Source organism: Brevibacterium sp. K72 (assembly GCF_050562175.1).
Taxonomy (GTDB): Bacteria; Actinomycetota; Actinomycetes; order Actinomycetales; family Brevibacteriaceae; genus Brevibacterium; species Brevibacterium casei.
Map to the genome: position 1 here is coordinate 2,285,035 of NZ_CP191582.1, position 24,458 is coordinate 2,309,492.

Genomic DNA, 24,458 nt, shown 5'->3' on the forward strand with positions numbered 1-24,458 from the left:
GCATCACAGGCCGTGTCCGTGCCGACTCGTACTCTGGGGCCCATACATAGGATGGTGACGACGTGAGGAGGGCACCGATGAGATTCATCGCCACCGGAGACTGGCAGCTGGGCATGACCGCGCACTTCCTCAGCGCCGAGGCCAGGCCCCGCTTCCATCGGGCCAGGCTCGACGCGATCCGCCGGATCGGCGAGCTCGCCGAGGAGCGGGGCGCGGAGTTCGTCCTCGTCTGCGGGGACGTCTTCGAGTCGAACCAGCTCGATCGCGCGATCGTCTCCCGGACCTTCGAGGTCCTCTCGGCCTTCACCGTGCCTGTCGTCCTCCTGCCGGGCAATCACGATCCGCTCGATGCCGCGTCGATCTACGACTCCCCGGCCTTCACGTCCCGGCAGCCAGAGCACGTCCGGGTTCTCCGCGACTCCGCTCCCGTCGAGGTGGTGCCGGGCACCGAGGTCGTCGGAGCTCCGTGGTTCTCGAAGCGCCCCCTCCACGACCTCGTCGCGGCCGCGACGGATGACCTCGCCGAGGTGGCTCCCGGCCGGATCCGCATCATCGCCGGACACGGGGCGGTGAGCAGCCTCGATCCCGACCGGGAGTCAGTGGCGACGATCGACGAGGCGAACCTGCGCCGCGTCCTCGACGCGGACCGGGCGCAGTTCGTCGCTCTCGGCGATCGGCACTCGACCTACGAGGTTGCCGAGCGCATCTGGTATCCGGGCGCGCCGGAAGTGACCTCGCGGCGCGAGGACGATCCGGGCAACGTCCTCGTCGTCGACGTCGACCCGCAGACCCATGCCGTCGACGTCGAGAAGGTGCCGGTGGGCCAGTGGTCGTTCGTCGTCATCGAGGAGGACGTGGACTCTGCTGAGGACGTCACCGCGCTCGAGTCCCGGCTCGCGGCGATCGCCGACAAGGACCGCACCGCGCTCTGGCTCATCCTCCGCGGCACCCTCTCGACGGCAGCGAAGGCGAGGCTCGACGAGGTCCTCGACCACGCGGGGGACCTCTTCGCGCTCGTCTCCCTGTGGGAGCGGCACACGGATCTAGCCGTCATCGCCGCCGACGAGGACTTCGCCGGTCTCGGGTTGAGCGGGTACCTCCAGGAGTCCCTCGACGACCTCGCCGAGCGGGCCGCCGGCGACGACGCCGCCGCCCAGGATGCCCTGGGACTCCTCTACCGATTCGCGAGGAGCGGGACATGAGACTGCATTCGATCCGCCTGCAGAACTACCGCGGCATCGTCGACGCCACCGTCGACTTCGCCGACGGGGTGACCATCGTCGAAGGTCCCAACGAAGTGGGGAAGTCCTCGATCCACGAGGCGATCGCCCACCTGCGAGAGGACAAATCGAGTTCGAAGAAGGCGAGCGTCAAGGACACTCAGCCGATCGGCGTCGACGAAGGACCCGAGGTCTCCCTTCACCTCACGACCGGCGACATCGAGCTCAGATACGCGAAGCGCTGGCTGCGTGGCCAGTACACCACCCTGGAGATCCTGCGACCGCGCCCCGAGCAGCTGAGTGGAGACGAGGCCCACGAGCGTTTCCTCTCCGTCCTCGCCGACACCGTCGACGTCGACCTCCTCGTCGCCCTCGATGTCTCGCAGGGCGAGAGCCTCGCCCAGGCTCCGATGGCGCAGATCAGCGCGCTCCAGTCCGCGCTCAGCGAGACCGGGGCGGAGGTCGCCGATCACGATGCGTTCCTCGACCGGGTCGAGGACGAGTATGCGAAGTACTTCACGAAGTCGGGCAGGCCGACGGGGGAGTACCGGGACATCGACGCCGAGGTCACGGCGGCCCAGGAGGCCCACCGTGAGCTCACCGTGCGCAGCGCGGAGATGGACGACCTCGTCGAGAGGCATGCTCGGGCCTCTGCCCGACTCGAGTCCGTGCGCGAGCAGCTGACTGCCGCGGTCGCGGACAAGGAGGCCGCTGAGGAGGAGTTCGCGGCGCTGAACGCACTCAAGTCCGCGCTCACCGACGCCGAGCAGCGCGCCGAGGCGATCGCCCGCGACGTCTCGCTGGCCGAGGAAGCGCGGAAGCGACGGACTGCCCTCGTCGACGATGCCGATGCTGCGGCACAGACGGTGATCGCCGCGAGCGAGCGTGCCCACGACCTCGAGACTTCGCAGGCGGAGAAGGACGAGTCCTTCGCGCAGGCACAGCGTGAGGTCACCGCTGCCCGTGAGGTGCTCGAGGCGGCTCGGGCGGAGGCCAAGCGTACGGCGCAGCGTCTCTCCCGGACACGGGCGCGCGGTGACTATGCCGACCTCCGGCGTCGCCTCGGTGAGATCCGGGTGCAGGAGGAGCGGCGGGCCACTGCTGCGGCGACGGTGCGGTCGATCGCCGTCACCGCGGCCGATGTCGACCGTCTCATCTCGCTTGAGACCGACGTGCGCATCGCCGAGAGCGCGAAGACCTCCGCTGCGGCGCAGATCGTCGCCCGCCGCCTCGGTGAGACTCCGGTCCGCATCGATGGCGCGGAGCTCGAAGAGACGAGGGAGACCGAGCTCGCCGTGGTCAGTGATGTGCGCATCGTCGTCGACGGGGTCGCCGACATCACCGTGCGTCCCGGGGCGTCCCCGGTCGAGCTCGACCGGACGCTCGAGGCCGCGCAGTCGGCGCTTTCGGCAGAGCTCGAGCGCCTGCAGGTCGATTCGGTCGCTCAGGCACGGGAGCGGGCACACCGCCGCGCGGACGCCGAGGCTGAGGCAGCGGAGGCCGTATCGACGCTGACAGCCCTGCTCGGAGCGGACGGGCGCGAGGACCTCGAAGCGGCGTTCGCGCGGGCCGAGGCGCTCATCGCCGGCAGCGGAGACGACGGGGAGTCCGGTGACGAAGCATCGGACAGCGAAGGGTCGGCGGACGGCGCGCGGACGGACGGCGCGGGCGACGACGACGATTCTGCTGAGACGGTCGCCGATCTCGAAACGGCTCTTGCCGACGCTGACACGGCCGTCGATGATGCCCAGGCGGACATGGACGAGGCGACTGCGCGACTCGAGACAGCGCGAGCGAACCGCGACGACGCTCGCGTCGAGACCGTCCGCGCGCAGACCACCCTGCAGGAGGCGCGGACGCAGGCCGAACGTCTGGAGAAGGCGCTCGCCGAGGCCAGGGCGGCAGAGTCGGACGAAGCGCTCGGGTCGGCGGTGAGTGCCGCGACCGAACAGGCACGTGCTGCCGAGGCGCGAGTGGCCGAGGCCCGGTCCGCCTATGACGCCGCGGATCCGCAGACGCTGGAGATGAAGGTCAACAACGTCCGGCAGCTCGTCGTGAGCAAGGAGGCGCAGCGGGAGAAGGATCGGCAGGAGGTCGATCGACTCACCGCGCTCATTGACGACCGGGCCGGTGAGGGCATCTACGAGAAGCTCAAGAGCGCCGAGGAAGCACTCGAGACAGCGCAGAGGAGATGTGCTCGTCTCGAGCGCAGTGCGCGGGCGATCGATCTGCTCCGCTCGACGGTGCTCGCGCATCGCGATGAGGCCCAACGGAAGTACGTCGCGCCGTTCAAGGCGCAGATCGAGCGTCTCGGGCGACCGATCTTCGGTCCCGATCTCTCGGTCGAGGTGTCCGAGGATCTCGCGATAGCCTCACGGACACTCGACGGGACAACGGTGCCGTTCGAATCGCTCTCGGGCGGAACCCGGGAGCAGTTGGCCCTCATCGGCCGGCTCGCCGTCGCCGCCCTCGTCGACCCGTCGGCGGGTGCCCCGGTCATCCTCGACGATGCCTTCGGTTTCGCCGACCCCGAGCGCTTGGCCGCCCTCAACGTCGTTCTCGGCACCATCGGCGAGTCCGCGCAGGTCATCCTGCTCACCTGCCAGCCCGAGCGCTTCGCCTCCGTCGGCGGCGCGACGACCGTGAGTCTGGGGTAGTCGCTCGAATACTGCCGAACTCAGCTGTCAGTATCCACCAATCACACAGTACAAGAGTGGGCTAATATGAACTTGAAGTCACGAAATTCTAACCAGCGCCGAGTTTCCGCTATTCATGGGCGAGTGGCGTTGTCAACATTTATGGTGGCTTCTCTTGTGGTTCCGATCGTCATCGTCTTCCCATTTATATTTTCAATTTTTATCGGAGATGACTATCGGGCTGTCCAGGCAGGGTGGGCTCAATCAATTCTGCGAGAGTTCGTTGATAATGGATATGGATATCCAGGTCAGGTTGTCGGTATAACCGCCATTGGAGTGGCCCTTGCGGCATTTGGATCAAGAAGGTCAGAGTCGCTGACGTGGGGCGAGGAAGACGAGGCGGGAGATGTACGTAATTATGTTGATTTCTTGAATCTTATTTTTGCTGCTTATTTTTCAACTGTTGCGTTGTCGTCACTGACTCGTTTTGTGTCCGTGGGCCCACGTGAGACGAGTTTAGGTGTCGTATTTATTAGCCTGCTTGGAACATTTATCTGCATTCTGACCTCGGCGTCGATGGGGCCAAGTCGATTTTCTCGTTCGAAGGCTAGGGAAGAGAACATGCTGGAGCGCGAGAAGGTGAAGGAGCTTCTCGACAGTTTACGAGATGGCGCGACCGATCGCGGGCGCAATCCTTATACGATAGTTTGCGGCTGTGCAATTTTGTTGGTTGCAGTTCTTTCGGTAGTTACATCTATATCTCGCCTCCCATACGAGATCATTGCAGGGTTCTTGGTGGTGTCGTGTACCTACGGAATAATATGCACCCTATTTCTTGTTTATCTTCGGGTTTCTTCGTGGAGCAACTGGCTGCGAGGTCGCAATGCAAATAGAGGATTGTATATTCTGCTGAGAATTCTTGAGGCATTGTCGGTTGGGATGGCTGTTGCTGTGACTGGGGCGCTGTCGGCCAGTTCTGGTTCGTCTATCAGTTTGCCAGATTTGATAACTGTCGGCGTTTTGGTGGTAATTGTATTTGTGGCTATTGAAAAATTTGTATACTCATCTTCGCGACTAGGGGAAGCGATCAAAGTTCGACAAGAGAAGATTGTCAATAGGAGACTGATTTCGATTGACAATTGGTTAGATGTAAACGAACGTTGGCTGAAACCGGCGAGCCCTTAGAATCTGAGTGCACGCATTTTGTGCGAAAGTATGTGGTGGTGTCATAGCGTCGAAGCAACACTCCCGGTCGGCGGGGGTCTGATCGGTGGAGTGTGCAGATGGCGCGGGTGGGGTTGTCGTTCAGCGACAGGTCGGAGATCTCGGCGGCCTCGAAAGCGGGCTGGTCGGTGCGGAGGATCGCCCGTCACCTGGGGCGTTGCCCGTCGGTGATCTCGCGGGAGCTTCACCGGAACTCGACGAAGACCCGCGGCTACCAGGCCGTGACCGCAGACGTCAGAGCGCAGCGTCGGCGAGCTCGCCCGCAGCAGCGGAAGGTCGCGGGGGATCCGGTGCTGCAGGCGAGGGTGGACGCCGACCTGGCCGCGTCCTGGACGCCGAACGAGATAGCGGGCCGGTTGCGTCTGGAGGCGACAGACCCGACCGTTGAACGCATGGCGAACTCTCCTGACGCACGCGGCCGAACCGTCTCCGGTGAGGCTATCTACCAGTACATCTACGCAATCCCGAAGGGTGAGCTCGCCCGCAAGGGCATCTTCCTGCAGTCCAAGCGGACCAAGCGCCGACCACGTACGACCGGGCGGACGCGCGGTGGCCCAATCGTAGGTATGGTCCCGATCGCGGAGCGAGGTGAGGACGCCGCCCAGCGTCGGGTGCCGGGGCACTGGGAGGGTGACCTGATCATCGGGAAGAACGGCACCTCGTGCGCGGCGACGCTGGTGGAGCGGATGAGCGGGTTCACCGGGCTGCTGGCCCTGCCCTCGAAACACGCCGAGCCAACCGCTGACGCGGTCATCGAGTTTTTCAACGACCTGCCCGAGATGATGAAGGCATCGTTGGCGTGGGACCAGGGCAGCGAGATGGCCCAGCACGCGAAGGTCTCCCTGGCCACGGCGATGCCGGTCTACTTCGCCGATCCCCACTCGCCCTGGCAGAGGCCCAGCAACGAGAACACGAACCGGCTCTACCGGGAGTATCTGCCCAAGGGCACGGTGATCCCCGATCACCAGCCCTACCTCACCACCATCGCCGAGGAGATCAACAATCGACCCCGCCGCCGACTGGGCTATCTCACGCCCACCGAGGCATTCGCTCGACTGCTCGCCGGCGAGCCCCATGTTGCTTCGACGCCTTGACATCGCCTGTTGCTTTTCGTGTAAATCGTTACTCATGGGTATGCGTAAAAGAAGCTGGACGTAGATTACGATTCTGGGGAATGGCCATTGTTTAGCTCTTCGTATACTCGGCGGCATCGGCGCGGATCGTGCGGCGCAGGATCTTGCCCGAACTCGTTTTCGGCAGCTCGTCGATGAACGTCACCTGGTGGGGTGCCTTGAACGAGGCGAGCCGCTCCCGGCAGTAGGCGATGATCTCCTCGGCGGTCGCCTCGGTGCCCGGCTGCAGGGTGACGAACGCGGCGACATCCTCCCCGCGGTACTCGTCGGGGATCCCGACGACCGCTGCCTCCTGGACGGCCGGATGCGTGTAGAGGACATCCTCGACCTCTCGCGGCCACACCTTGTAGCCCGAAGCGTTGATCATGTCCTTCTTCCGGTCGACGATGAAGAGCCAGCCGTCCTCATTCATGTACCCGACGTCCCCGGTGCGCAGCTCGCCGCCGGGCAGGTTCTCATCCGTGGCCGCAGGATTGTTGATGTACTCCGAGACGACCTCCGGCCCCGAGATCGCGACCTCACCGACCTCACCAGGGCCGAGAGGTTCGCCGAAGTCATCGAGGATGCGGATCATCGTGTCCGGCTGCGGCAGACCGCACGAGAGGTTGCCGCTGTCAGGATCGACGGGAGCCTGCAGACCTGCGGGCACCGCAGCCGCCTGCCCGACCGTCTCCGTGAGCCCGTATCCCTGACCGATCGCCACCCCGAACCTCTCCTCGAACTTCCGCACCAACCCCTCGGGAAGGGGTGCGCCACCGGACATCACACGCTTGAACGAGGCGAAGTGGTCCGGTGTGACCGCAGGATGGGCGAGCATCGCCGTGAACACCGTCGCCGGTCCCGCCATGTACGTCGGTCGCTCGTTGACGAGGAGTGCGAGGAACGACGCGGGCTCGAACCGGTAGTTGGCGATGAGCCTCGCACCCCCGGAGACACCGGCGATGAAGAGGCAGATGAACCCGGTGATGTGGAAGATCGGCGCGAGCGTGAGATAGCCGTCACCGGGTTCGAAGAGCGGATTGCGGACGTTGTAGCGGGAATTGCTCGACACCGAGGCGTGAGAGCCCGACGCTCCCTTCGACCGCCCCGACGTGCCCGAGGTGTAGACGACGATCGCCTCATCCTCCGGCGACGGATCGGCGGGGGTGAAGCCGGTGTCGCGATGCTCCTCGACGACCGCCTGGAAGTCGGGACCGCCGAGGTCGTCGCCGGTCTCCGGATCCCCGCTCACCCCAGGCCTCCCAGGAAGTCCGTCGAACATTCCGAAGATCGACTCCGGGCCGGTGACCTGGTAGCCGCGGTCGTCCGCGAGGACCACGGTGGGGATCGACTCCGCATACGGCTTCACCCGATCGAGGTAGGCCGCCTTCGAGACGACGAGGGCCTGGATGTCGGCATCGGCGAAGACGTGCTCGAGCTCCCCGCGGTACATCGGGTTGAGGGGAACGACGACACCGCCGGCCTTCCAGATCCCGTAGGTCGCGATCATGAACGCCGGCGTGTTCTGGTCGTAGATCCCGACCCGGTCCCCGCGCCCGATGCCCTGCTCGGACAGATACGCGGCGAACGCCGTCGAGTCCCGATCGAAGTCGGTCCATGTCGGCTCGTAGCCGTAGTAGCTCACCGCGGTCTTCTCGCCGCGGGCGGCGACGGTCGCCGCGAGGTCTCGCAATGGTGTCGAGGTCTCCAGGGTGTGGGGTATCGGGGCGATGTCGCCCCATGTCTGCAGCCACGGGCGGGCGTCGAACCATGAGCTCATTGCGTCACTTCCTCCAGCGTCGTCGGTGGGGGTGCGTCGTCGGGAAGTCTGCGCTGACCCTCCGAGTGAACATTCGTTCAGTGGTTCTCACCCTATTCACCCGCGGCGGGGGAGTCAACGGTCGATCATGCAGGACGGTTCCGCTGGGCGATGTCGCGCCCGATGAGCTCCTTCATCACCTCATTCGCGCCGCCGAAGATCGCCTGGATCCGGTTGTCCTTGAAGGCGCGGGCGATGGGGTATTCGAGCATGTAGCCGTAGCCTCCGAAGAGCTGCAGGCACCGGTCGATGACCTCGATCGAGAGGTCGGAGCCGAGGTACTTCGCCTTCGCCGCATCGACGGCGGTGAGCTCGCCGGCATTGAGCGCAAGCGCGCAGCGGTCGATGAAGGCCTCGAGGGCGTCGACGCGGGTCTCGAGCTCGGCGAGTTCGAACCGGGTGTTCTGGAAGTCGCCGATCGTCTGCCCGAAGGCCGGCCGTGAGAAGACGTACTCGCCGGTCCATTCGAGGGCCGCGCGTGCCGCGGCGAGCGTTCCCGACCCGATGAGGAGGCGCTCGGTGGGCAGGTTGACCATGAGATGGACGAAGCCCCCGTCGAGCTCCCCGAGCAGTGCATCGGCGGGGACACGGACATCGGTGAAGGAGAGCTCCGCGGTGTCCTGGGCCTCGAGTCCGAGCTTCGCCAGCTTGCGTCCGCGCTCGAATCCCGGGGTGTCGGCGTCGACGATGAACAGCGAAGTCCCGCGCGCGGCCTTGACGTCGGGGTTCGTGCGGGCGACGACGATGACGAAGTCGGCGTGGTGGCCGTTGGTGATGAACGTCTTCGCGCCGTTGATCACCCATTCGTCACCGTCGCGGACCGCCTTCGTCGTGATCCCCTGGAGGTCGGAACCGGCGCCGGGCTCGGTCATCGCGATCGCCCCGATCATCGCCCCCGAGGCCAGACCGGTGAGGTACTTCTCCTTCTGGGCCTGCGTCCCGAAGGCCATGAGGTAGCCGGGGACGATGCCGTCGGAGACGCCCCATCCGCCGGTCACCCCGCCGACGCCTCGGCGGGCGATCTCCTCGGACCGGACCATCTCGAACCGGAAGTCCGCGACCCCGGCACCCCCGAACTCCTCGGGGATGGCCAGGCCGATGACGCCCGCCTCGGCGGCCTTGACCCACATCCCACGATCGACGAGGTGGTTCTCCTCCCACTCCTCGACGTGGGGGACGACCTCACGGTCGAGGAAAGCCGCGACGGTCGCGCGGAAGGCTTCGTGGTCGTCGTCGTACAGGTTCCGCTTCACTGAGTCCGTCCTCCGTGGGTGCCGGATCGCAGGCCTTCGGCATCCTCGCCGAGGCGGTGACCGCGATCACTGATCGTTCGTTCAGTCTCGCACCGGGGTCGGGGACGGTCAAGCGGCGGCTCAGCCGTTGAATTCCTGCCGGATCTCACCGATGCCCTCGATCGTGGAGACGAGGACCTGACCGGGCTGGAGGAGCTTCGGCGGTTCGCGGGTGAACCCGACGCCCGAGGGGGTGCCGGAGTAGATGACATCGCCGGGGGAGAGGGTGAGGATGCGGGAGAGGCTCTCGACGAGGGCGGGGACGTCGAAGATCATCTGGCTCGTGCGGCCGGACTGGACGACCTCGTCGTCGAGCGTGCAGGTGATCGCGAGGTCGTCGCGATCGGGCAGCTCGTCGGGCGTGACGAGCCACGGCCCCTGCGGCGAGTAGCCGGGGAACGACTTGCCGAGACCGAACTGCGGGGCCGGCCCTTCGAGCTGGGTGGTCCGTTCGGAGATGTCCTGGCCGACGGTGACGCCGGCGACGTAGTCCCAGCCGGTGCCCGTCGGGATGTCATGGGCTTCGCGCCCGATGACGATGACGAGTTCGGCCTCCCAGTCGTTTCGGCCCTCTGGCACGAGGGCCACCGTCGTGTACGGCCCGGTGATCGAGGACTGGAACTTCGGGAACACCGGCGGCAGCGAGTCGGGTCGGTCGAATCCGCTCTCGGTCACGTGCTCGTCGTAGTTGAGGCCGACCCCCATCGACTGCAGGGGTCTTGGCGAGACCGCCCCGAGCTGCGTGGGGTCGATGCTCACGGTCTCCCCGGCGGCATCGGGTGCCCAGGCGAGGAAGTCGTCCCACTGGTCGTAGACGTCCTGGATGTCGGGGCCGAAGCGGCCCTCGCTGGCGGTCGCGACGTCGATGCCCTCACCGTCGGAGGTGAGGATGACGGCGCGGGAGCTGTGATTGGCGAGTCTCATGGTTGTCCTTGTCTGTGAGTAGTCGGTTCGCAGGGTGGCGGTCCCTGGGTGTCGAGGTTCGGTGGGCAGCGCCTCAGCGGTCGACGTTGGCGACCCCGTGATCGAGGATGCCGGGAGGCACCTGGCCGTCCCACTGGTTGATCCAGTAGAGGTCGTCGGGATCCCAGTGTCTGGCCGGCCGGCCCTTGTCGCGGATCGTCTCCATGTCGCAGTAGTACTCGATGACCGTGCCGTTGGGTTCGACGTAGTAGACGGCGACGTTGTCGCCGGCACCGTGGCGCACCGGCCCCCATGCCAGCCGGGCACCGCGACGTGCCAGGCGATCGCCGAGGCGCATGAGGTCGAAGACGTTGCCCGCCTGCCAGGCATGGTGGTGGATGCCGGTCTTGTTCGAGGTGAAGACCGCGATGCCGTGGTGATCGTTGTTGCAGCGCATGAAGAAGTTCTCATTGCCGATCTGGTCGGAAACGACGAAGCCGAAGACGTCGTGGAGGAAGTCGCGCTGCGTGAGGGCATCCCGAACCTGGATGTTCGTGTGCCCGAGGCGGTCCGGAGCGCTCGATCCGCGCTTGAGCATGCTGTAGTCGAGCTTCTCGGTGTAGATCTGCCATGTGAAGCCCTCAGGGCCGACGAAGGCGAAGCCCTCTTCGATGTGGTCTTCGATCGGCTGCTCGGAGATGACCTGGTAGCCGCCGCGGGCGACCTTCTCGCGGATCGCCTCGAGTTCGGCGGTGCTGTCGACGATGAGCCCGGTGTGGTCGAGGGCGTCCTTGTCCGACTGGGTGTAGACGATCTCGTGGTGCTTGTTCTGTGCCGTGAGGAACGCCTTCTTGCCGGATGAATCCGACTCGACGAGCCCGAAGACGTCGATCGCGTTCGTCAGTGTCGCGCCGAGGTCGCGGGTGTGCAGGGAGACGTACCCGATCTCTGAGACTGATCCTTCTGCCGACATGGTCCACTCCTCTTCGAGTCAATAAATCATAATGATTATGCTCAATACGATAGCAGTGAATCCCGGACAATCAAGGGTGCGGTCACGGATGTGCTCGAACTCGACGTCACGAAGGCAGGCTGACCAGGGCTTTCCGGTCCCGCAGAGGGCTCGAGCCGAAGCGCTGTCGGTAGCTGCGGGAGAACTGCGCCTGCGAGCGGAATCCGCTGGCCGCGGCGACCTCGGCCATGCTCATCTCCTGGGCACGTGGGTCGGCGAGCAGGTCCCGAGCCGTCTCGAGTCGGTAGGCGAGCACTGTCTCCGGCACGCTGTGGCCCGCCTCGGCGAAGAGTCGTGAGAGGTGGCGTTCGGAGAGTCCAACGCGCCGGGCGATCCGGGAAGCCGTGAGTCCGGGATCGCGGTGGTGCTCGCTGATGAGCGCTCGCGCCTCGTCGAGAGCTCCGGCGTCTCCTGTGGCGTCGGTGAGCAGGGTGGCGAGCAGGTCGAGCATGCGCTCGTCGAGGCGGGAGCCTCCGCGCAGTCCGCGGGCCGCCAGGGCATCGGCGATGTGGGCGAACTCGCGGCCTGCGGCATCGCGGGGCGACCCGTGCCCGGTGACGAGCGGCGTCGGTCGACGCCACGAGGCCGCGCCGGTGAGCTCGAGGAGCGATTCGCGGGGAAGCCTGACGACGATCTCGTCGACTCCGGTGCTCAGTTCGCGGGTGAACGAAGTGTCTCCGCTCAAGACGACACCGCGCCCGGGGCTGATCTCGAGCCGTCCGAAGCGGTGGGAGAATCTGCTCGACCCGGTCAGCGGAAGGTAGACGAGTGCCCCGGAGACCGGGTGGGCGGCGATGTCGGCCGACTCCCGCCGGACCGTATGCGGGCTTCCCGTGACCCTGGCGATGCGCATCCGCGGCAGCTCGAGCGTCGAGGTCTGCGCGCGGAACCGCGCGCCCACGGCGTGTTCGGTGCGCAGGCCCACGAGCGTCGAGGCGTGGTACGCCTCCCAGCCCTCGACCCGCTGGTGCGCAGGCACCGACCCGGTCGAGAACCGTGCGAGCACGCTCCCTGTCTCAGCTCCTGCAGACATGGACACCATGGTAGACGCCGGAGTGTGACGCCGCTCTCACGTTTTTGACGATTTCGGCCACGATCGCCTCGGCGGGGTGACGGGGAGCACCCGACCTGCCACGCTCGGTCTCAGTTGTCCTGTTCCACCGCAGCAGCAAGACAAGGAGCACCACCATGGTCATCTTCAACGACGGCGTCGCAGAGACCGCGACCCCCGACGGCGATGCCGTCGACACCGACGTCCTCATCGTCGGCTCGGGACCGGCCGGAGCCTCCGCCGCACTCTTCCTCTCGACCCTCGGCGTCGACAACGTCATGATCACGAAGTACCGCTGGACGGCGAACACCCCACGCGCCCACATCACCAATCAGCGGACGATGGAGATCTTCCGCGACGTCGGCATCGAGGATCAGGTGCTCGCCGAGGCGACCCCGCACGAGATGATCGGCGACACCGTCTTCTGCACCTCGATCGCCGGGGAGGAGATCGGACGCATCCTCACGTGGGGCAACCATCCGGCCCGGCACGCCGACTACGAACTCGCCTCGCCCTCCCTCAACTGCGACATCCCGCAGACCTACCTCGAGCCGATCCTCGTGAAGAACGCGACGATGCGAGGGACGCAGACCCGCTTCTCCACCGAGTACCTCTCCCACGTCCAGCATCCCGACCACGTCGACGTCACCGTCCTCGACCGACTGACCGGTCGCACCCAGCTCATCCGCGCGAGTTACCTCATCGGCGCCGACGGAGCCCGGTCGAAGGTCGCCGCCGACATCGACCTGCCGATGGTCGGGGAGATGGACATCGCCGGGTCGATGAACATCACGTTCACAGCCGACCTCGAGAAGCTCGTCGGTCACCGTCCCTCTGTCCTCTACTGGGTGATCCAACCCGGCTCGAACATCGGCGGGATCGGTGCGGGGCTCGTGCGCATGGTCAGGCCGTGGAACGAATGGCTCATCGTCTGGGGCTTCGACATCACCCAGGGGGTGCCGGAGGTCACCGAGGCCGACGCCCTCGAGATCGTGCGCAATCTCATCGGCGACCCCGAACTCGACGCCGAGATCACCGGCATCTCCCTGTGGGGCAACAACGAGCAGTACGCCTCCCGCCTGCAGTCGGGGCGCGTCTTCTGCGCCGGCGACGCCGTGCACAAGCACCCGCCGTCGAACGGCTTGGGATCGAACACGTCGATCCAGGACTCCTACAACCTCGCGTGGAAGCTCGCGGCGGTGCTGCGCGGCACGGCGGGGGAGGAGCTGCTCGAGACCTACTCGAGCGAACGGGCCCCGGTGGCCCAGCAGATCGTCACTCGCGCCAACCAGTCCGGGCGTGAGTTCGGTGAGCTCTTCGCAGCCCTCGGCCTCGAACCGGGACAGTCCGAGGAGGAGATGACCGCGGCGATCGCCTCCCGCAAGGACGCGACCCCTGCCGGTGCCGAGCGCCGCCGACAGGTCAAAGCGGCGATGGAGCTGAAGAACTACGAGTTCAACGCCTACGGGGTCGAACTCGGGCAGCGCTACGCCTCGACCGCCGTCGTCGCCGACGGGCGCGCGCAGACCCCCAACCCGCGCGACCCCGAGCTCTACTACGAAGCGTGCACGGACCCCGGGGTCCGTCTGCCGCACGCGTGGGTGGGCAACTGGATCGACAAGCACTCGACCCACGACCTCGCGCCCTACTCCCGCTTCACCCTCATCACCGGCACCACTGGCGCGGCCTGGGAGGATGCGGCACGTGAGGTGAGCGACCGCCTCGGCGTCGACGTCGAGACCGTCGTCATCGGACCCGACCGCGACATCACCGACCTCTACTTCGACTGGGACCGGATACGCGGCACCGCCGAGGACGGCGCGATCCTCGTCCGCCCCGACAAGCACATCGCGTGGCGGGTTGAGAGCCTTCCCGCCGACCCCGCAGCCGACCTCGAGGCGGCACTCACCGCCGTCCTCTCCCGCAGCGGAAGCTCAGTGCGCGCGAGTGCCGCGGACGCCGGTGCTCCGGAGGCGGCAGAGTCTGCCGCCGCCGAACAACTCGAGAAGCAGGAGGAACCGGCATGAGCCTTGACTTCACCCACACGACGCTCGGCCAGCGCGTCGTCTTCGCCCCCGGACAGGCCGCGGCCCGGATCGCCGAGGAGATCGAGCGCCTCGGTGCCGAACGCATCATGGTCATCGTCTCCGGATCCGCCGCCGACAAGGTGAGCGACTTCTCCTCCCACTTCCCCGTCGCGCTGTGGCACCGCGAGGTCGTCATGCACGTCCCCGCCGAGGTGGCCGACCGGGCCGTGGCCGCCGCCCAAGAGGCCGAAATCGACCTCGTCGTCAGCGTCGGCGGGGGATCGGCGACCGGGCTGGCCAAGGCGGTCGCCCTCGAGACCCGGATCCCCATCATCGCCGTGCCCACGACCTTCGCCGGTTCCGAGGCGACGAACGTGTGGGGGAGGACGGAGAACGCCCGCAAACGCACGGGCACCGACGACGCCGTGCTGCCGAGAACCGTCGTCTACGATGCCACCCTGCTCGCCGATCTGCCCCACGACCTCGCCGTGGCCTCCGGCCTCAACGCGCTCGCCCACTGCATCGATTCGATGTGGGCGCCGCGAGCCGACCCGATCAACCGTGCGCTCGCCCTCGAGGGAATCCGGGCACTGACCCTCGGGCTTCCCCGGCTCGACCCCGACGGCGAGGACCTCACCGGCCTCGAGGACACCCTCTACGGTGCCTACCTCGCCGCCGTGGCCTTCGCCTCGGCGGGGTCGGGCATGCACCACAAGATCGCCCACGTCCTCGGCGGCACCTTCGACCTCCCTCATGCCCAGACCCATGCCACCCTGCTTCCCTACGTCCTCGCCTTCAACGCCCCGGCCGTCCCCGAGGCCGAGACCCGCATGGCCGAGGCCTTCGGGGCGCCGACCGCCGTCGCCGGACTCGAACGCCTCCGTGAGGCCGTCGGTGCCCCGCGGGCCCTGTCCGAGCTCGGCTTCACCGAGGCCGACATCGCCGAGGCGGTCGATCTGTCCCTGGACGCGATCCCCGAGGACAACCCGCGGGCAGTGACGAAGGAGAACCTCACCAACCTGCTCACCGCGGCCCTCCGCGGTGACGAACCGACGTCCGCTGCGAAGAGAGCCTGATGCGAACCCACTGCGGCGCACAGCACGAGCGCCGCCGAAACGAAGGAGCGACACCATGACCAGCACCACCCCTTCGAACCTCACTCCCGAAGAGGTCGAGCAGCGCCTGACCGAGACGGTCATCGCCTCGTTCTCAGGCACCTCCGACGAGCGGCTCAAGGAGCTCATGACCTCCCTCGTCACCCACCTCCACGGCTTCATCCGCGACGTGCGGCTGACCGAGGAGGAATGGAACCAGGCGATCGCCTTCCTCACCGCCGTCGGCCATATCACCGATGACCGCAGGCAGGAATTCATCCTCCTCTCCGACGTCCTCGGGGCGTCGATGCAGACGATCAACGTGAGCAACACTCCGTACAAGGACGCGACCGAGGCCACGGTGTTCGGCCCGTTCTTCGTCGACGACGCCCCGCGCATCGACAACGGCGGCGACATCGCCGGCGGGGGAGTGGGGCAGCCGGCCTGGGTCGAGGGCGTCGTCCGGGACACGGACGGCAACCCGGTGCCAGGAGCGCGGATCGAGGTGTGGGAGGCCGACGAGGACGGCCTCTACGACGTCCAGCACGATGACGAGCGCGTCTACGGACGCGCCCATCTCTTCTCCGAGGACGACGGATCGTTCCGGTTCTGGGGACTCACCCCCACCCCGTATCCCATCCCCGACGACGGCCCGGTCGGCGCACTGCTGGCGGCCACCGGCCGGTCGCCGATGCGCGCGAGTCACCTCCACTTCATGGTCACCGCCCCCGGACTGCGCACACTCGTCACCCACATCTTCGTCACCGGCGACGAACTGCTCGCCACCGACTCGGTGTTCGGCGTCAAGGAGTCGCTCATCAAGGACTTCGAACAGCAGGAGCCGGGGACGCCGACGCCCGACGGGCGCGATCTCGGCGACGCCTCATGGTCGCGGGCCCGCTTCGACATTGTCCTCGCCCCCGAAGGAGCGTGAGGGGTTGCCAGGGGGGGGCGCGAGCGCGAATACTGCGAGGCACGGTGACTCGGCGACAGAGGAGCGGTGATGGGCGAGACGGTGCGGATCGCGCAGGTGAGGATCGACCACGCGGACAAGGTGCTCTTCGGCCCTGACGGCCCACCGGTGACGAAGGCCGATCTCGCCCGCTACTGTGCCGACATCGCCGTGGCGATGCTGCCTCACACCCGGGGCCGGCCGATCTCGATGGAGCGCTTCCCCCACGGCATCGACGGGGAATCGTTCTTTGAGAAGCGGGCACCCGCGTACTTCCCGGACTTCGTCCACCGGGTGCGGGTCGATGTCGAGACCGAGCATCGCAGCCAGGACCAGGTGGCCATCGACAACACGCAGACGCTCGTCTATCTCGCCGACCAGGCGTGCCTGACTCCGCACACGTGGCTCTCGACCGCGGCCGACCTCGAGCGGCCCGACCAGCTCATCGTCGACCTCGACCCGACTGTGCCGGGACTCGAGGCGGTGCGCCGGGCGACGACGATGGTCGGGCAGCTCTGCGCGGAGCTCGGACTCACGGCCTTCGTCAAGACGACTGGATCCCGCGGCTACCACGTCATGATTCCCCTGCGCCCCGACCATGACTTCGACGTCGTCCGCGACTTCGCCCACCGCTTCGCCGAGGTCCTCGTCGCCCGCGACCGCGACCTGCTCACCACAGCGGCGCGCAAGGCGAAGCGGGGTGACCGGGTCTACCTCGACGTCGCCCGCAACGCCTACGCGCAGACGGCCGTGCCGCCCTTCGCGGTGCGCGCGCGTCCGGGAGCGCCGGTGTCGATGCCGATCACCTGGGACGAGGTGGACACCGTCGCACCGCAGGAGTTCACGATCGCCTCCGCCGCCCGGCGCCTGAAGACCCACGGCGATCCGTGGGCGGGCATCGCCCGGCACCGGCAGGGCCTGAGCAGGGCGATGGAAAGGCTCGAGCGGCTGAGCGGCACCTGAGCCCGCTCAGCCGGTCGTGCCTCCACCCGTCTCGTCGATCCAGATCCATCCTGCGGGCATCGGTGCCCATGCTGCGACCTCACGGCCGTCCTTCGACGAGTCGGCGAGGACGACGACCTGCCGGGCGCGTTCGGCGATGAGCTCCTTCGTCCGCGCTTCGGCCAGAGTCGGCTCACCGAGGCCGACGGCCGGGTCGATGGCGTCGGCGCCGAGGAAGGCTAAGTCGACGTGGATCCGGGACAGGGCATGGTCGGAGAGCGCTCCCGTCGTGCCGTGCGACATCGTCGAGACCTCGCCGCCGACCATGACGACCGTCGGGCCCTCGGGGTGGGCGAGGGTGAGGGCGATCTCAAGCCCGCGGGTGATGACGGTGAGGTCGCTGCGATCGCGGATGCGCTCGGCCAGGCGCACCGTCGTCGACCCAGCGTCGAGGAAGACCGTGCGCACGCTCGGGTCGGAGAGATGGTCCGCCGCGGCCGCCGCGATCACGTCCTTCGCCTCGGCGTTGAGCTCCATCCGCTCACCCAGCGGAGGTTCGACGTAGCCGGCGGCAGCTGCTCCGCCGATCGTGCGGATGACCTCTCCGGCCTCGGCCATCTCCCGCAGGTCCCGCCGGATCGTCGACTCCGAGGTTCCGAGTTCGGCGGCCAGGCGCGGAATCGACCAGGACCCGGTCTTGAGCAGGGACATGATGTCGTCACGTCGCCGCTGCGTGCCCGTGCGGATCGCCATCGCACACCTCTCCCTTCTCGTTCGCCCTCACCTCGGCAGGTCGGTGAAACCTGCCGCGGACTCTGTCACCGCGGCAGGTACTCCGCGCGGATCCCGTCGACGAAGGGAGCGTAGCCGATCGCTGCCCGGTAGGCCGAGCGCATCGTGCCCGCGTCGGCGAGTCCCTGCCCGGCGATGTCGAATGCGGTGCCGTGATCGACCGAGGTGCGCAGGATCGGCAGGCCCACCGTGACCGAGATCGTCCCGTCGAAATCGTAGGTCTTCGCGGCGATGTGGCCCTGATCGTGGTACTGCGAGAGGATCCCGTCGAAGCGACCGGTCAGGCCCTGATGGAAGACGGAGTCGGCGGGGATGGGGCCGGCGACGTCGAAGCCGCGGGAGGCGTTGACCGCCTCGACGGCGGGGCGGAGGATCTCGATCTCCTCATCCCCGAACGCCCCGTTCTCTCCGCCGTGCGGGTTGAGGGCGGCGACGGCGAGCCGGGGCTCGGTCACCCCGTAGAGCTGAAGGGCGCGGTGGGCGCGTTCGATCGAGTCGACCTGCGTCTCGACCGTGAGCGCGTCGATGGCCCGCCGCAGGGACATGTGCCGCGTGGCGAAGAAGATCTGGAGCCTGTGATCGGGGATCTTCGTGTCCTCGACGACGAACATCGTGTCCTGCTTCGTCACCCCGGTGAGCTCACCGAGCATCTCCGTGTGCCCGAGGTGGACCGACCCCGACTCCCACACGGCCTCCTTGTTGATCGGGCCGGTGACGATGCCGGCGATCTCCTCGTCCATCGCCGCCTTCGTCGCGACCTCGATCGCCGTCACCGCCGCTCGTCCCGCGCGGGCGTCGACGACGCCCCAGTCGGGCAGATCGTCACCGAGGACGCCTAAGTCGAAGACGTCGATGACGCCTTCCCCCGCCGAGGCGGTCGACCAGTCGCTCACGGCCCGCAGTTCGACGTCGAGTCCGAGGACGTCGACGGCGCGCCGCATGACCGCGAGGTCGGCGACGGCGATGCCGTGCTGGTCGCCCTGCCCGGCGAATTCGGCGAGCACCTGTGCGGTGATCTCGGGACCGATCCCGACGGGGTCTCCGACGGTGACGGCGAGGACGGGTGCGGACATGTCATGCTCCTTCTCTGGGGGCGAAAGGGGTGGGAGGTCGGGTGGACGGGGTCTCATCCCGCACCGACCCGCGAGGTCGCCATGAGGTAGTCGAGGCAGAGCGCGGCCGTGCCGGAGTCGCCGATGAGCCCGCCCTTGGTGACGATGGGCATTCCGTCGGCACGGCCTCCGACGAGGCGACCGCCGACGGCGAGGGGGATGATCTCCTTCTCGATCTCCATCCCCACCGCCCCGACTGCGGACATCACCGCGGCGGTGACGTCCCCGCCGGTGGTGTAGAGGCCGGTGACCTCGGGGGCCTCCATGACGATCCCCGCGATCTCAGCCAGCCTGCGCGTCGTCTCCTCCGCCGCGGCATCGGTGAGGTCGACGACGTCGGAGGCCTCGGTGACGGTGGCGACGATGACCGCCTTCGCCGAGGTGACCGACCCGATCCGTGCCAGTGTGGCCTCGACGTCGGGCAGGCCCTCGCCGTCAAGGACCGTGCGGACCACGCAGACGGACGGATCCTCGCTCAGGGTCGCCAGCTGTGCCCGGGTGACCTCGGTCGCCGAGCCGGAGATCCCGAAGACGACCCCGCGGGAACGGGTGGGCAGCAGGGACCTGGCGAGGGCGAGGCTGCCGGGACCGGGATCGATCGTCACCCAGTCGAGGACCTCGCCGTGGCGCAGATTCGCGTGGAGCCGAGCGTGCTCGCCGGGGGCGTCTGCGGGGATGTCCGCGATCTCGCGTGTCACCGAGGCGACGACGGACCCGACGAGCTCGATGTGCTCGGTGGTCAGGGCATCGACGACGATGACGTCGGCACCGGAGGAGATGCCGGAGATCACCCCGGCGCGAACGGCCCGTCGGCCCTGCAGGACCCGGGAGAGCTCGATGAGGTGGCATTCGAGGTCGGTGCCGTCTTCGAGGATCCGGTCGACCTCCGAGGTCCGCATCGGCGAGCGCACGTCTCGGGCGAGCTCGGTGTGCTCGAGCAGCGTGCCGTCGAGGAGTTGGAGGCCCTGGACCGTGGTGCGTCCGGCGGCAGGGAAGGCGGGCACGCACAGACCGATGACCCGGCGGGGCACCCCGCCGGCTGCCTGAGCCAGCTGTCGGCGGGCCTCGAGCGCCGCCTCGGCGGTGACCCCGACGTTGCCGCGCAGGGTCGTGTCGATCCGGCACGCGAGGAGGTCGACGTCGCCGGCGACGCGGATGAGGGCATCGGTGAGTTCGGCGGCCTTCCGGGCGGGAAGGTGCCTCGAGTCGGCGTTGAGGACGACGGCGTCGTAGTCGTCGAGGAGGACGTCGAGGTCGACCCTCTCGTGCGGACTCGTCCCCGTCACGGTGATCGTGCGCAGCCCCGCCTCGGCGAAGAGGGCACCGCACGCGTTCCCACCGGTGAGGTCGTCGGCGACGATGAGGATCCGGGAGTGCTCCGGTTCGATCGGGTCGCTGTTCATACGACCAAGTCGAGCACGAAGAGCAGCGGAATGGAACCGAGCCACACGGCGGTCGTGATCCCCGACCAGCCCTTGATCGCCTGGATGCCGTCGAGCCCGGCGAAGCGGGTGACGACCCAGAAGTATGAGTCGTTGAAGTAGGAGAAGACCATCGACCCGGCCGTGCACGCCATGACCGCGACGAGCGGGCTGAGCCCGAGAGGCTCGATGAGCGGGGCGGTGACGGAGGCGGCGGTGATCATCGCGACCGTGCCCGACCCCTGGGCCAGGCGGACGAGGGAGGCGATGATGAACGGGACGAGGAGCGCGGGCAGGCTGATCGAGGCGATCGCCTCCGCCAGGGCGTCGCCGACGCCCGACTCGCGCAGCACCATGCCGAAGCTGCCGCCGGCCCCGGTGATGAGGAGGATGAGGCCGGCCGAGGCGGCGGCGTCGGCGAGCCAGCTCTGGACCTGCGAGCGCGGGGTGAACCGCGGCAGCAGGGTGTAGACGGCGAGGACGAGGCCGATGATGAGGGCGACGACGGGGTTGCCGATGAATGCGAGCGGAGCGACCCAGCTCGAGGGTTCGTAGTCATCCCCGGAGAGCACGCCCTGGGCGTTGCGGTCGATCGCCGTCGACACGGTGTTCGCGACGATGAGGAGGAGGGGGATGATGAGGGGGAGGAAGCCGAGGAACGCCCCGGGCTTCTTCCCGCCGGCCGCGGTTGCGGGAGTCTCCGTCGTCGTCTCCTCGGTGACCGTCACCTCGTCCCCGGTGACCGTGTCGACTGTGGTCGCCGAGGCGGTCGCCGCTCCGACGCCGGCCGTTGCGTAGACGTCGCGGCTGACCTTGGCGTTGAGGTACGGCTCGAGCTTCGGGCCGATCCAGCGCGCGTAGATGACGACGACGGGCAGGAGGAGGACGGTGAAGACGAGGCCGGTGAGGATGACTCCGCCGATGTCGGCACCGAGGATGCCGGTCGCAGCGAGCGGGCCCGGGGTGGGCGGAACCATGTGGTGGGTGAGCGTCATGCCGGCACCGAGGGCAAGAGCGAGCGTGATGTAGCCGCCGCGCTTGACGCGGGCGATCGACCGGGCGAGCGGATTCATGATGACGTACCCGGAGTCGCAGAAGACGGGGATCGACACGAGCGAGCCGACCGATCCCATCGCCCACGGTTCGCGTCCCTTGCCGAAGGCGCGGAGGAACGCGCGGGCGAGGGAGTCGGCGGCTCCGGAGACCTCGAGGATCTTGCCGATGCCCACGCCGAGGCCGATGACGATGCCGATGCTCGCGAGCGTGGTGCCGAAGCCCGTTGTCACCGCGTCGATGAGGGAGAGCAGGTCCTGACCGGCGACGACGCCGGTGACGAGAGCGGCGATGAGCAGGGCGATGAAGGCGTCGAGGCGGGTCGCGAGAACGATGATGACGATCGTCGCGATCCCGGCGACGAGTGCCGCGATGAGCTGCAGGTCCATGGGTTCCTCCACGTTGAGGCTGGCCGGGGGATCCGGTCAGGGAGCCGACTGAACCGGCTCAGAAGTTGCACAGTATGAGCAAGTATGGGCCATAGATGCGCATGAAAGCAAAGAAAATTTCTCGAGATCACCTCGGATTGGCCCTTGAATAATACCCGTGGGGGGTATATGTTCGAGGTATGGACACACAGCGCGAGGACAACACGGGCACCGATGTGCACGCCGGTCACGAGCACATGGACCACGCTCCGACGGACCACGGCGAGGACCATTCGCACATGGACCACTCCGGTATGGAACACGGCGATCATGGCGACCACGCCAGCCATGGCGATCATTCCGATCACGCGGGCCGTGGCGAGCACGCCGGCCACGGCGACCACTCCGGCCACGGTGGTCACGGCGGGCACGCCGCGGTGTTCGGCCGCCTCTTCGTCGTCAATCTCATCATCGCCGTCCCCGTCGTCGCGTTCAGCCCGATGTTCGGCCACCTCGTCGGCTACATGGTGCCCGAGTCGGGACCGTGGGGTTGGCTGCGCTGGATCGCGCCGATCCTCGGCACCGTCATGTACGTCTGGGGCGGTCGGCCCTTCCTCACCGGCGGGCTGAGCGAGCTGCGGTCGCGCAAGCCGGGCATGATGCTCCTCATCGCGCTCGCGATCACTGTCGCCTTCCTCGCCTCATGGGGTTCGTCGCTCGGACTCCTCCACCCCGAGCTCGACTTCTGGTGGGAGCTCGCCCTCCTCATCGTCATCATGCTCGCCGGCCATTGGCTCGAGATGCGCTCGCTCGCGCAGACCACCTCGGCGCTCGACAGCCTCGCAGCCCTCCTGCCCGACGAGGCGGTCAAGGTCGTCGACGGGCAGATGGTCACGGTCTCACCCGAGGACCTCGTCGTCGGCGACATCGTCGTCGTCCGTCCCGGCTCCGCGGTTCCCGCCGACGGCCGCATCGTCGACGGCACCGCGGAGATGGACGAGTCGATGATCACCGGCGAGTCCCGCCCGGTGCGCCGCGGCGTCGGCGACACCGTCGTCGCCGGCACCGTCGCCACGGACTCCGGGGTGCGCATCGAGATCACCGCGACCGGTGACGACACCGCCCTCGCCGGCATCCGCAAGCTCGTCGCCGACGCGCAGAACTCCTCGTCCCGCGCGCAGCGCCTGGCCGACCGGGCCGCCGCCTGGCTGTTCTGGTTCGCCCTCGGCGCCGCTGTCATCACCGCGATCGTCTGGACGCTCGTGGGCATGCCCGACACCGCCGTGGTCCGCACGATCACCGTCCTCGTCATCGCCTGCCCCCATGCGCTCGGTCTGGCGATCCCGCTCGTCGTCTCGATCGCCACGGAGCGCGCCGCCCGCGCCGGCGTCCTCATCAAGGACCGTCTCGCGCTCGAGACGATGCGCACCGTCGACGCCGTCCTCTTCGACAAGACCGGCACCCTGACCAAGGGCGAGCCGACCGTCACCGCCGTCGAGACCACGGGAGAGCGCGGCCAGGACGAGGTGCTCGCCCTGGCAGCAGCGGCCGAGACCGACAGTGAGCACCCGCTCGCCCGCGCCATCGTTCGGGCAGCCGAGGACCGGGGGCTGCGCGTGCCGAGCGCGCAGAACTTCTCCTCGTCTCCGGCCGTGGGCGTGCGCGCCGAGGTCGACGGGTCCGTCGTCGAGGTCGGCGGACCGCATCTGCTCACCGAACGCGGAGCCGCCGAGGCGCAGGTCGCCGAGAAGTGGCGCAGTGAGGGGGCGATCATCCTCCACGTCCTCGTCGACGGCTCCGTCGTCGGTGCCCTGCGCCTGGCCGACGAGATCCGGCAGGAGTCACGGGAGGCAATCGACGCACTCCACCACCAGGGGATCGAGGTCGTCATGATCACCGGTGACGCCGAGGCGGTCGCCCGGTCCGTGGCCCGTGACCTCGGCATCGACCGGGTCTTCGCGGGAGTCCGTCCCGCGGACAAGGCCGCGAAGGTCTCCGAACTCCAGGCGGAGGGCAAGACGGTGGCGATGGTCGGCGACGGCGTCAACGACGCCCCGGCGCTCGCGCAGGCCGATGTCGGCATCGCGATCGGCGCCGGCACGGATGTCGCGATCGGCTCGGCCGGCGTCATCCTCGCCTCCGACGATCCGCGGTCCGTCCTCTCCGTCCTCGAGCTCTCCCGGGCCAGCTACCGGAAGATGAAGCAGAACCTCTGGTGGGCGGCGGGATACAACCTCATCGCGGTGCCGCTGGCCGCGGGCATCCTCGCCCCGATCGGCTTCGTCCTGCCGATGAGCGTCGGCGCGATCCTCATGTCCGCCTCGACGATCGTCGTCGCCCTCAACGCGCAGCTGCTGCGTCGCCTCGACCTCAGCCCCGAGGCCGCGGTCGCCGCCGCGGAGCGGTGAACCGCCCGGCCCCAGCGCTC

General features: G+C 67.8%; 18 protein-coding genes. 9 read left to right on the top strand and 9 right to left on the bottom strand.

The features are described from left to right. Positions 1–77 precede the first annotated feature (77 nt). From ACQ1RG_RS10215 to ACQ1RG_RS10230, 4 genes are all read left to right on the top strand, one after another. Positions 78–1,202 carry a metallophosphoesterase family protein gene (locus tag ACQ1RG_RS10215; protein ID WP_430600094.1) on the top strand — a complete coding sequence of 375 codons (1,125 nt, stop codon included), beginning with the start codon at positions 78–80 and terminating at the stop codon, positions 1,200–1,202. Next, positions 1,199–3,877 carry an AAA family ATPase gene (locus ACQ1RG_RS10220; RefSeq protein ID WP_063250229.1) on the top strand — a complete coding sequence of 893 codons (2,679 nt, stop codon included), beginning with the start codon at positions 1,199–1,201 and terminating at the stop codon, positions 3,875–3,877. The genes ACQ1RG_RS10215 and ACQ1RG_RS10220 overlap by 4 nt, the downstream gene beginning before the upstream one ends. 66 nt (positions 3,878–3,943) lie before the next feature. Further along, complete coding sequence (locus ACQ1RG_RS10225) at positions 3,944–5,041, top strand: hypothetical protein (RefSeq protein WP_131248396.1); 1,098 nt, start codon at positions 3,944–3,946, stop codon at positions 5,039–5,041. 98 nt (positions 5,042–5,139) lie between these two features. Further along, positions 5,140–6,174 carry an IS30 family transposase gene (locus tag ACQ1RG_RS10230; RefSeq protein WP_009381402.1) on the top strand — a complete coding sequence of 345 codons (1,035 nt, stop codon included), beginning with the start codon at positions 5,140–5,142 and terminating at the stop codon, positions 6,172–6,174. Between the two features lie 91 nt (positions 6,175–6,265). On the opposite strand, the gene ACQ1RG_RS10235 is transcribed toward ACQ1RG_RS10230, so the two are convergent. The 5 genes from ACQ1RG_RS10235 to ACQ1RG_RS10255 form a co-directional block, all read right to left on the bottom strand. Further along, a complete protein-coding gene (locus tag ACQ1RG_RS10235) occupies positions 6,266–7,972 on the bottom strand; it encodes a class I adenylate-forming enzyme family protein (RefSeq protein ID WP_063250230.1) in 1,707 nt (568 codons plus the stop codon). Between the two features lie 125 nt (positions 7,973–8,097). Then, positions 8,098–9,264: an acyl-CoA dehydrogenase family protein gene (locus tag ACQ1RG_RS10240; protein ID WP_063250231.1), complete on the bottom strand. Its 1,167-nt coding sequence runs from the start codon at positions 9,262–9,264 to the stop codon at positions 8,098–8,100. 120 nt (positions 9,265–9,384) lie between these two features. Then, positions 9,385–10,227 carry a fumarylacetoacetate hydrolase family protein gene (locus ACQ1RG_RS10245; RefSeq protein ID WP_131248395.1) on the bottom strand — a complete coding sequence of 281 codons (843 nt, stop codon included), beginning with the start codon at positions 10,225–10,227 and terminating at the stop codon, positions 9,385–9,387. A gap of 73 nt (positions 10,228–10,300) precedes the next feature. Beyond that, positions 10,301–11,179 carry a VOC family protein gene (locus ACQ1RG_RS10250; protein WP_131248394.1) on the bottom strand — a complete coding sequence of 293 codons (879 nt, stop codon included), beginning with the start codon at positions 11,177–11,179 and terminating at the stop codon, positions 10,301–10,303. Positions 11,180–11,285: 106 nt separating this feature from the next. Next, positions 11,286–12,251 carry a helix-turn-helix transcriptional regulator gene (locus tag ACQ1RG_RS10255; protein WP_040340906.1) on the bottom strand — a complete coding sequence of 322 codons (966 nt, stop codon included), beginning with the start codon at positions 12,249–12,251 and terminating at the stop codon, positions 11,286–11,288. A 155-nt stretch (positions 12,252–12,406) separates the two neighbouring features. Between ACQ1RG_RS10255 and ACQ1RG_RS10260 the strand changes: the two genes are divergently transcribed. From ACQ1RG_RS10260 to ligD, 4 genes are all read left to right on the top strand, one after another. Beyond that, entirely contained in the window at positions 12,407–14,296 is a 1,890-nt protein-coding gene (locus ACQ1RG_RS10260) for an FAD-dependent oxidoreductase (protein WP_009374720.1), read from the top strand. Next, positions 14,293–15,372, top strand: coding sequence for a maleylacetate reductase (locus ACQ1RG_RS10265; protein ID WP_009374721.1), 1,080 nt, complete (start codon positions 14,293–14,295; stop codon positions 15,370–15,372). Before ACQ1RG_RS10260 ends, ACQ1RG_RS10265 begins: the two co-directional genes overlap by 4 nt. A 55-nt stretch (positions 15,373–15,427) precedes the next feature. After that, positions 15,428–16,324, top strand: coding sequence for a dioxygenase (locus ACQ1RG_RS10270; protein WP_009374722.1), 897 nt, complete (start codon positions 15,428–15,430; stop codon positions 16,322–16,324). A gap of 69 nt (positions 16,325–16,393) precedes the next feature. Beyond that, the gene (gene ligD, locus ACQ1RG_RS10275; RefSeq protein WP_009374723.1) at positions 16,394–17,305 is read left to right on the top strand and encodes a non-homologous end-joining DNA ligase; all 912 of its coding nucleotides are present in this window, start codon (positions 16,394–16,396) and stop codon (positions 17,303–17,305) included. A 6-nt stretch (positions 17,306–17,311) separates the two neighbouring features. Here the strand turns inward: ligD and ACQ1RG_RS10280 are convergent, their stop codons facing one another. The 4 genes from ACQ1RG_RS10280 to ACQ1RG_RS10295 form a co-directional block, all read right to left on the bottom strand. Beyond that, positions 17,312–18,037, bottom strand: coding sequence for a DeoR/GlpR family DNA-binding transcription regulator (locus tag ACQ1RG_RS10280; RefSeq protein ID WP_009374724.1), 726 nt, complete (start codon positions 18,035–18,037; stop codon positions 17,312–17,314). Positions 18,038–18,102: 65 nt separating this feature from the next. Continuing rightward, positions 18,103–19,149, bottom strand: a complete 1,047-nt coding sequence (gene pdxA / locus ACQ1RG_RS10285) for a 4-hydroxythreonine-4-phosphate dehydrogenase PdxA (RefSeq protein ID WP_009374725.1) — start codon at positions 19,147–19,149, stop codon at positions 18,103–18,105. Between the two features lie 53 nt (positions 19,150–19,202). Continuing rightward, complete coding sequence (locus tag ACQ1RG_RS10290) at positions 19,203–20,591, bottom strand: four-carbon acid sugar kinase family protein (RefSeq protein WP_009374726.1); 1,389 nt, start codon at positions 20,589–20,591, stop codon at positions 19,203–19,205. Continuing rightward, positions 20,588–22,051, bottom strand: a complete 1,464-nt coding sequence (locus ACQ1RG_RS10295) for a GntP family permease (RefSeq protein ID WP_009374727.1) — start codon at positions 22,049–22,051, stop codon at positions 20,588–20,590. The genes ACQ1RG_RS10290 and ACQ1RG_RS10295 overlap by 4 nt, the downstream gene beginning before the upstream one ends. A gap of 179 nt (positions 22,052–22,230) precedes the next feature. Between ACQ1RG_RS10295 and ACQ1RG_RS10300 the strand changes: the two genes are divergently transcribed. Continuing rightward, positions 22,231–24,438 (top strand): heavy metal translocating P-type ATPase, encoded by a 2,208-nt coding sequence (locus ACQ1RG_RS10300; RefSeq protein ID WP_156491167.1) that lies wholly within the window; start codon positions 22,231–22,233, stop codon positions 24,436–24,438. Positions 24,439–24,458 lie beyond the last annotated feature (20 nt).

Coding starts and splice junctions, on each gene's coding strand:
- ACQ1RG_RS10215 (WP_430600094.1), top strand. CDS start 78: ATGAGATTCATCGCCACCGGAGACTGGCAGCTGGGCATGACCGCGCAC.
- ACQ1RG_RS10220 (WP_063250229.1), top strand. CDS start 1,199: ATGAGACTGCATTCGATCCGCCTGCAGAACTACCGCGGCATCGTCGAC.
- ACQ1RG_RS10225 (WP_131248396.1), top strand. CDS start 3,944: ATGAACTTGAAGTCACGAAATTCTAACCAGCGCCGAGTTTCCGCTATT.
- ACQ1RG_RS10230 (WP_009381402.1), top strand. CDS start 5,140: ATGGCGCGGGTGGGGTTGTCGTTCAGCGACAGGTCGGAGATCTCGGCG.
- ACQ1RG_RS10235 (WP_063250230.1), bottom strand. CDS start 7,972: ATGAGCTCATGGTTCGACGCCCGCCCGTGGCTGCAGACATGGGGCGAC.
- ACQ1RG_RS10245 (WP_131248395.1), bottom strand. CDS start 10,227: ATGAGACTCGCCAATCACAGCTCCCGCGCCGTCATCCTCACCTCCGAC.
- ACQ1RG_RS10250 (WP_131248394.1), bottom strand. CDS start 11,179: ATGTCGGCAGAAGGATCAGTCTCAGAGATCGGGTACGTCTCCCTGCAC.
- ACQ1RG_RS10255 (WP_040340906.1), bottom strand. CDS start 12,251: ATGTCTGCAGGAGCTGAGACAGGGAGCGTGCTCGCACGGTTCTCGACC.
- ACQ1RG_RS10260 (WP_009374720.1), top strand. CDS start 12,407: ATGGTCATCTTCAACGACGGCGTCGCAGAGACCGCGACCCCCGACGGC.
- ACQ1RG_RS10265 (WP_009374721.1), top strand. CDS start 14,293: ATGAGCCTTGACTTCACCCACACGACGCTCGGCCAGCGCGTCGTCTTC.
- ACQ1RG_RS10270 (WP_009374722.1), top strand. CDS start 15,428: ATGACCAGCACCACCCCTTCGAACCTCACTCCCGAAGAGGTCGAGCAG.
- ligD (WP_009374723.1), top strand. CDS start 16,394: ATGGGCGAGACGGTGCGGATCGCGCAGGTGAGGATCGACCACGCGGAC.
- ACQ1RG_RS10280 (WP_009374724.1), bottom strand. CDS start 18,037: ATGGCGATCCGCACGGGCACGCAGCGGCGACGTGACGACATCATGTCC.
- pdxA (WP_009374725.1), bottom strand. CDS start 19,149: ATGTCCGCACCCGTCCTCGCCGTCACCGTCGGAGACCCCGTCGGGATC.
- ACQ1RG_RS10290 (WP_009374726.1), bottom strand. CDS start 20,591: ATGAACAGCGACCCGATCGAACCGGAGCACTCCCGGATCCTCATCGTC.
- ACQ1RG_RS10295 (WP_009374727.1), bottom strand. CDS start 22,051: ATGGACCTGCAGCTCATCGCGGCACTCGTCGCCGGGATCGCGACGATC.
- ACQ1RG_RS10300 (WP_156491167.1), top strand. CDS start 22,231: ATGGACACACAGCGCGAGGACAACACGGGCACCGATGTGCACGCCGGT.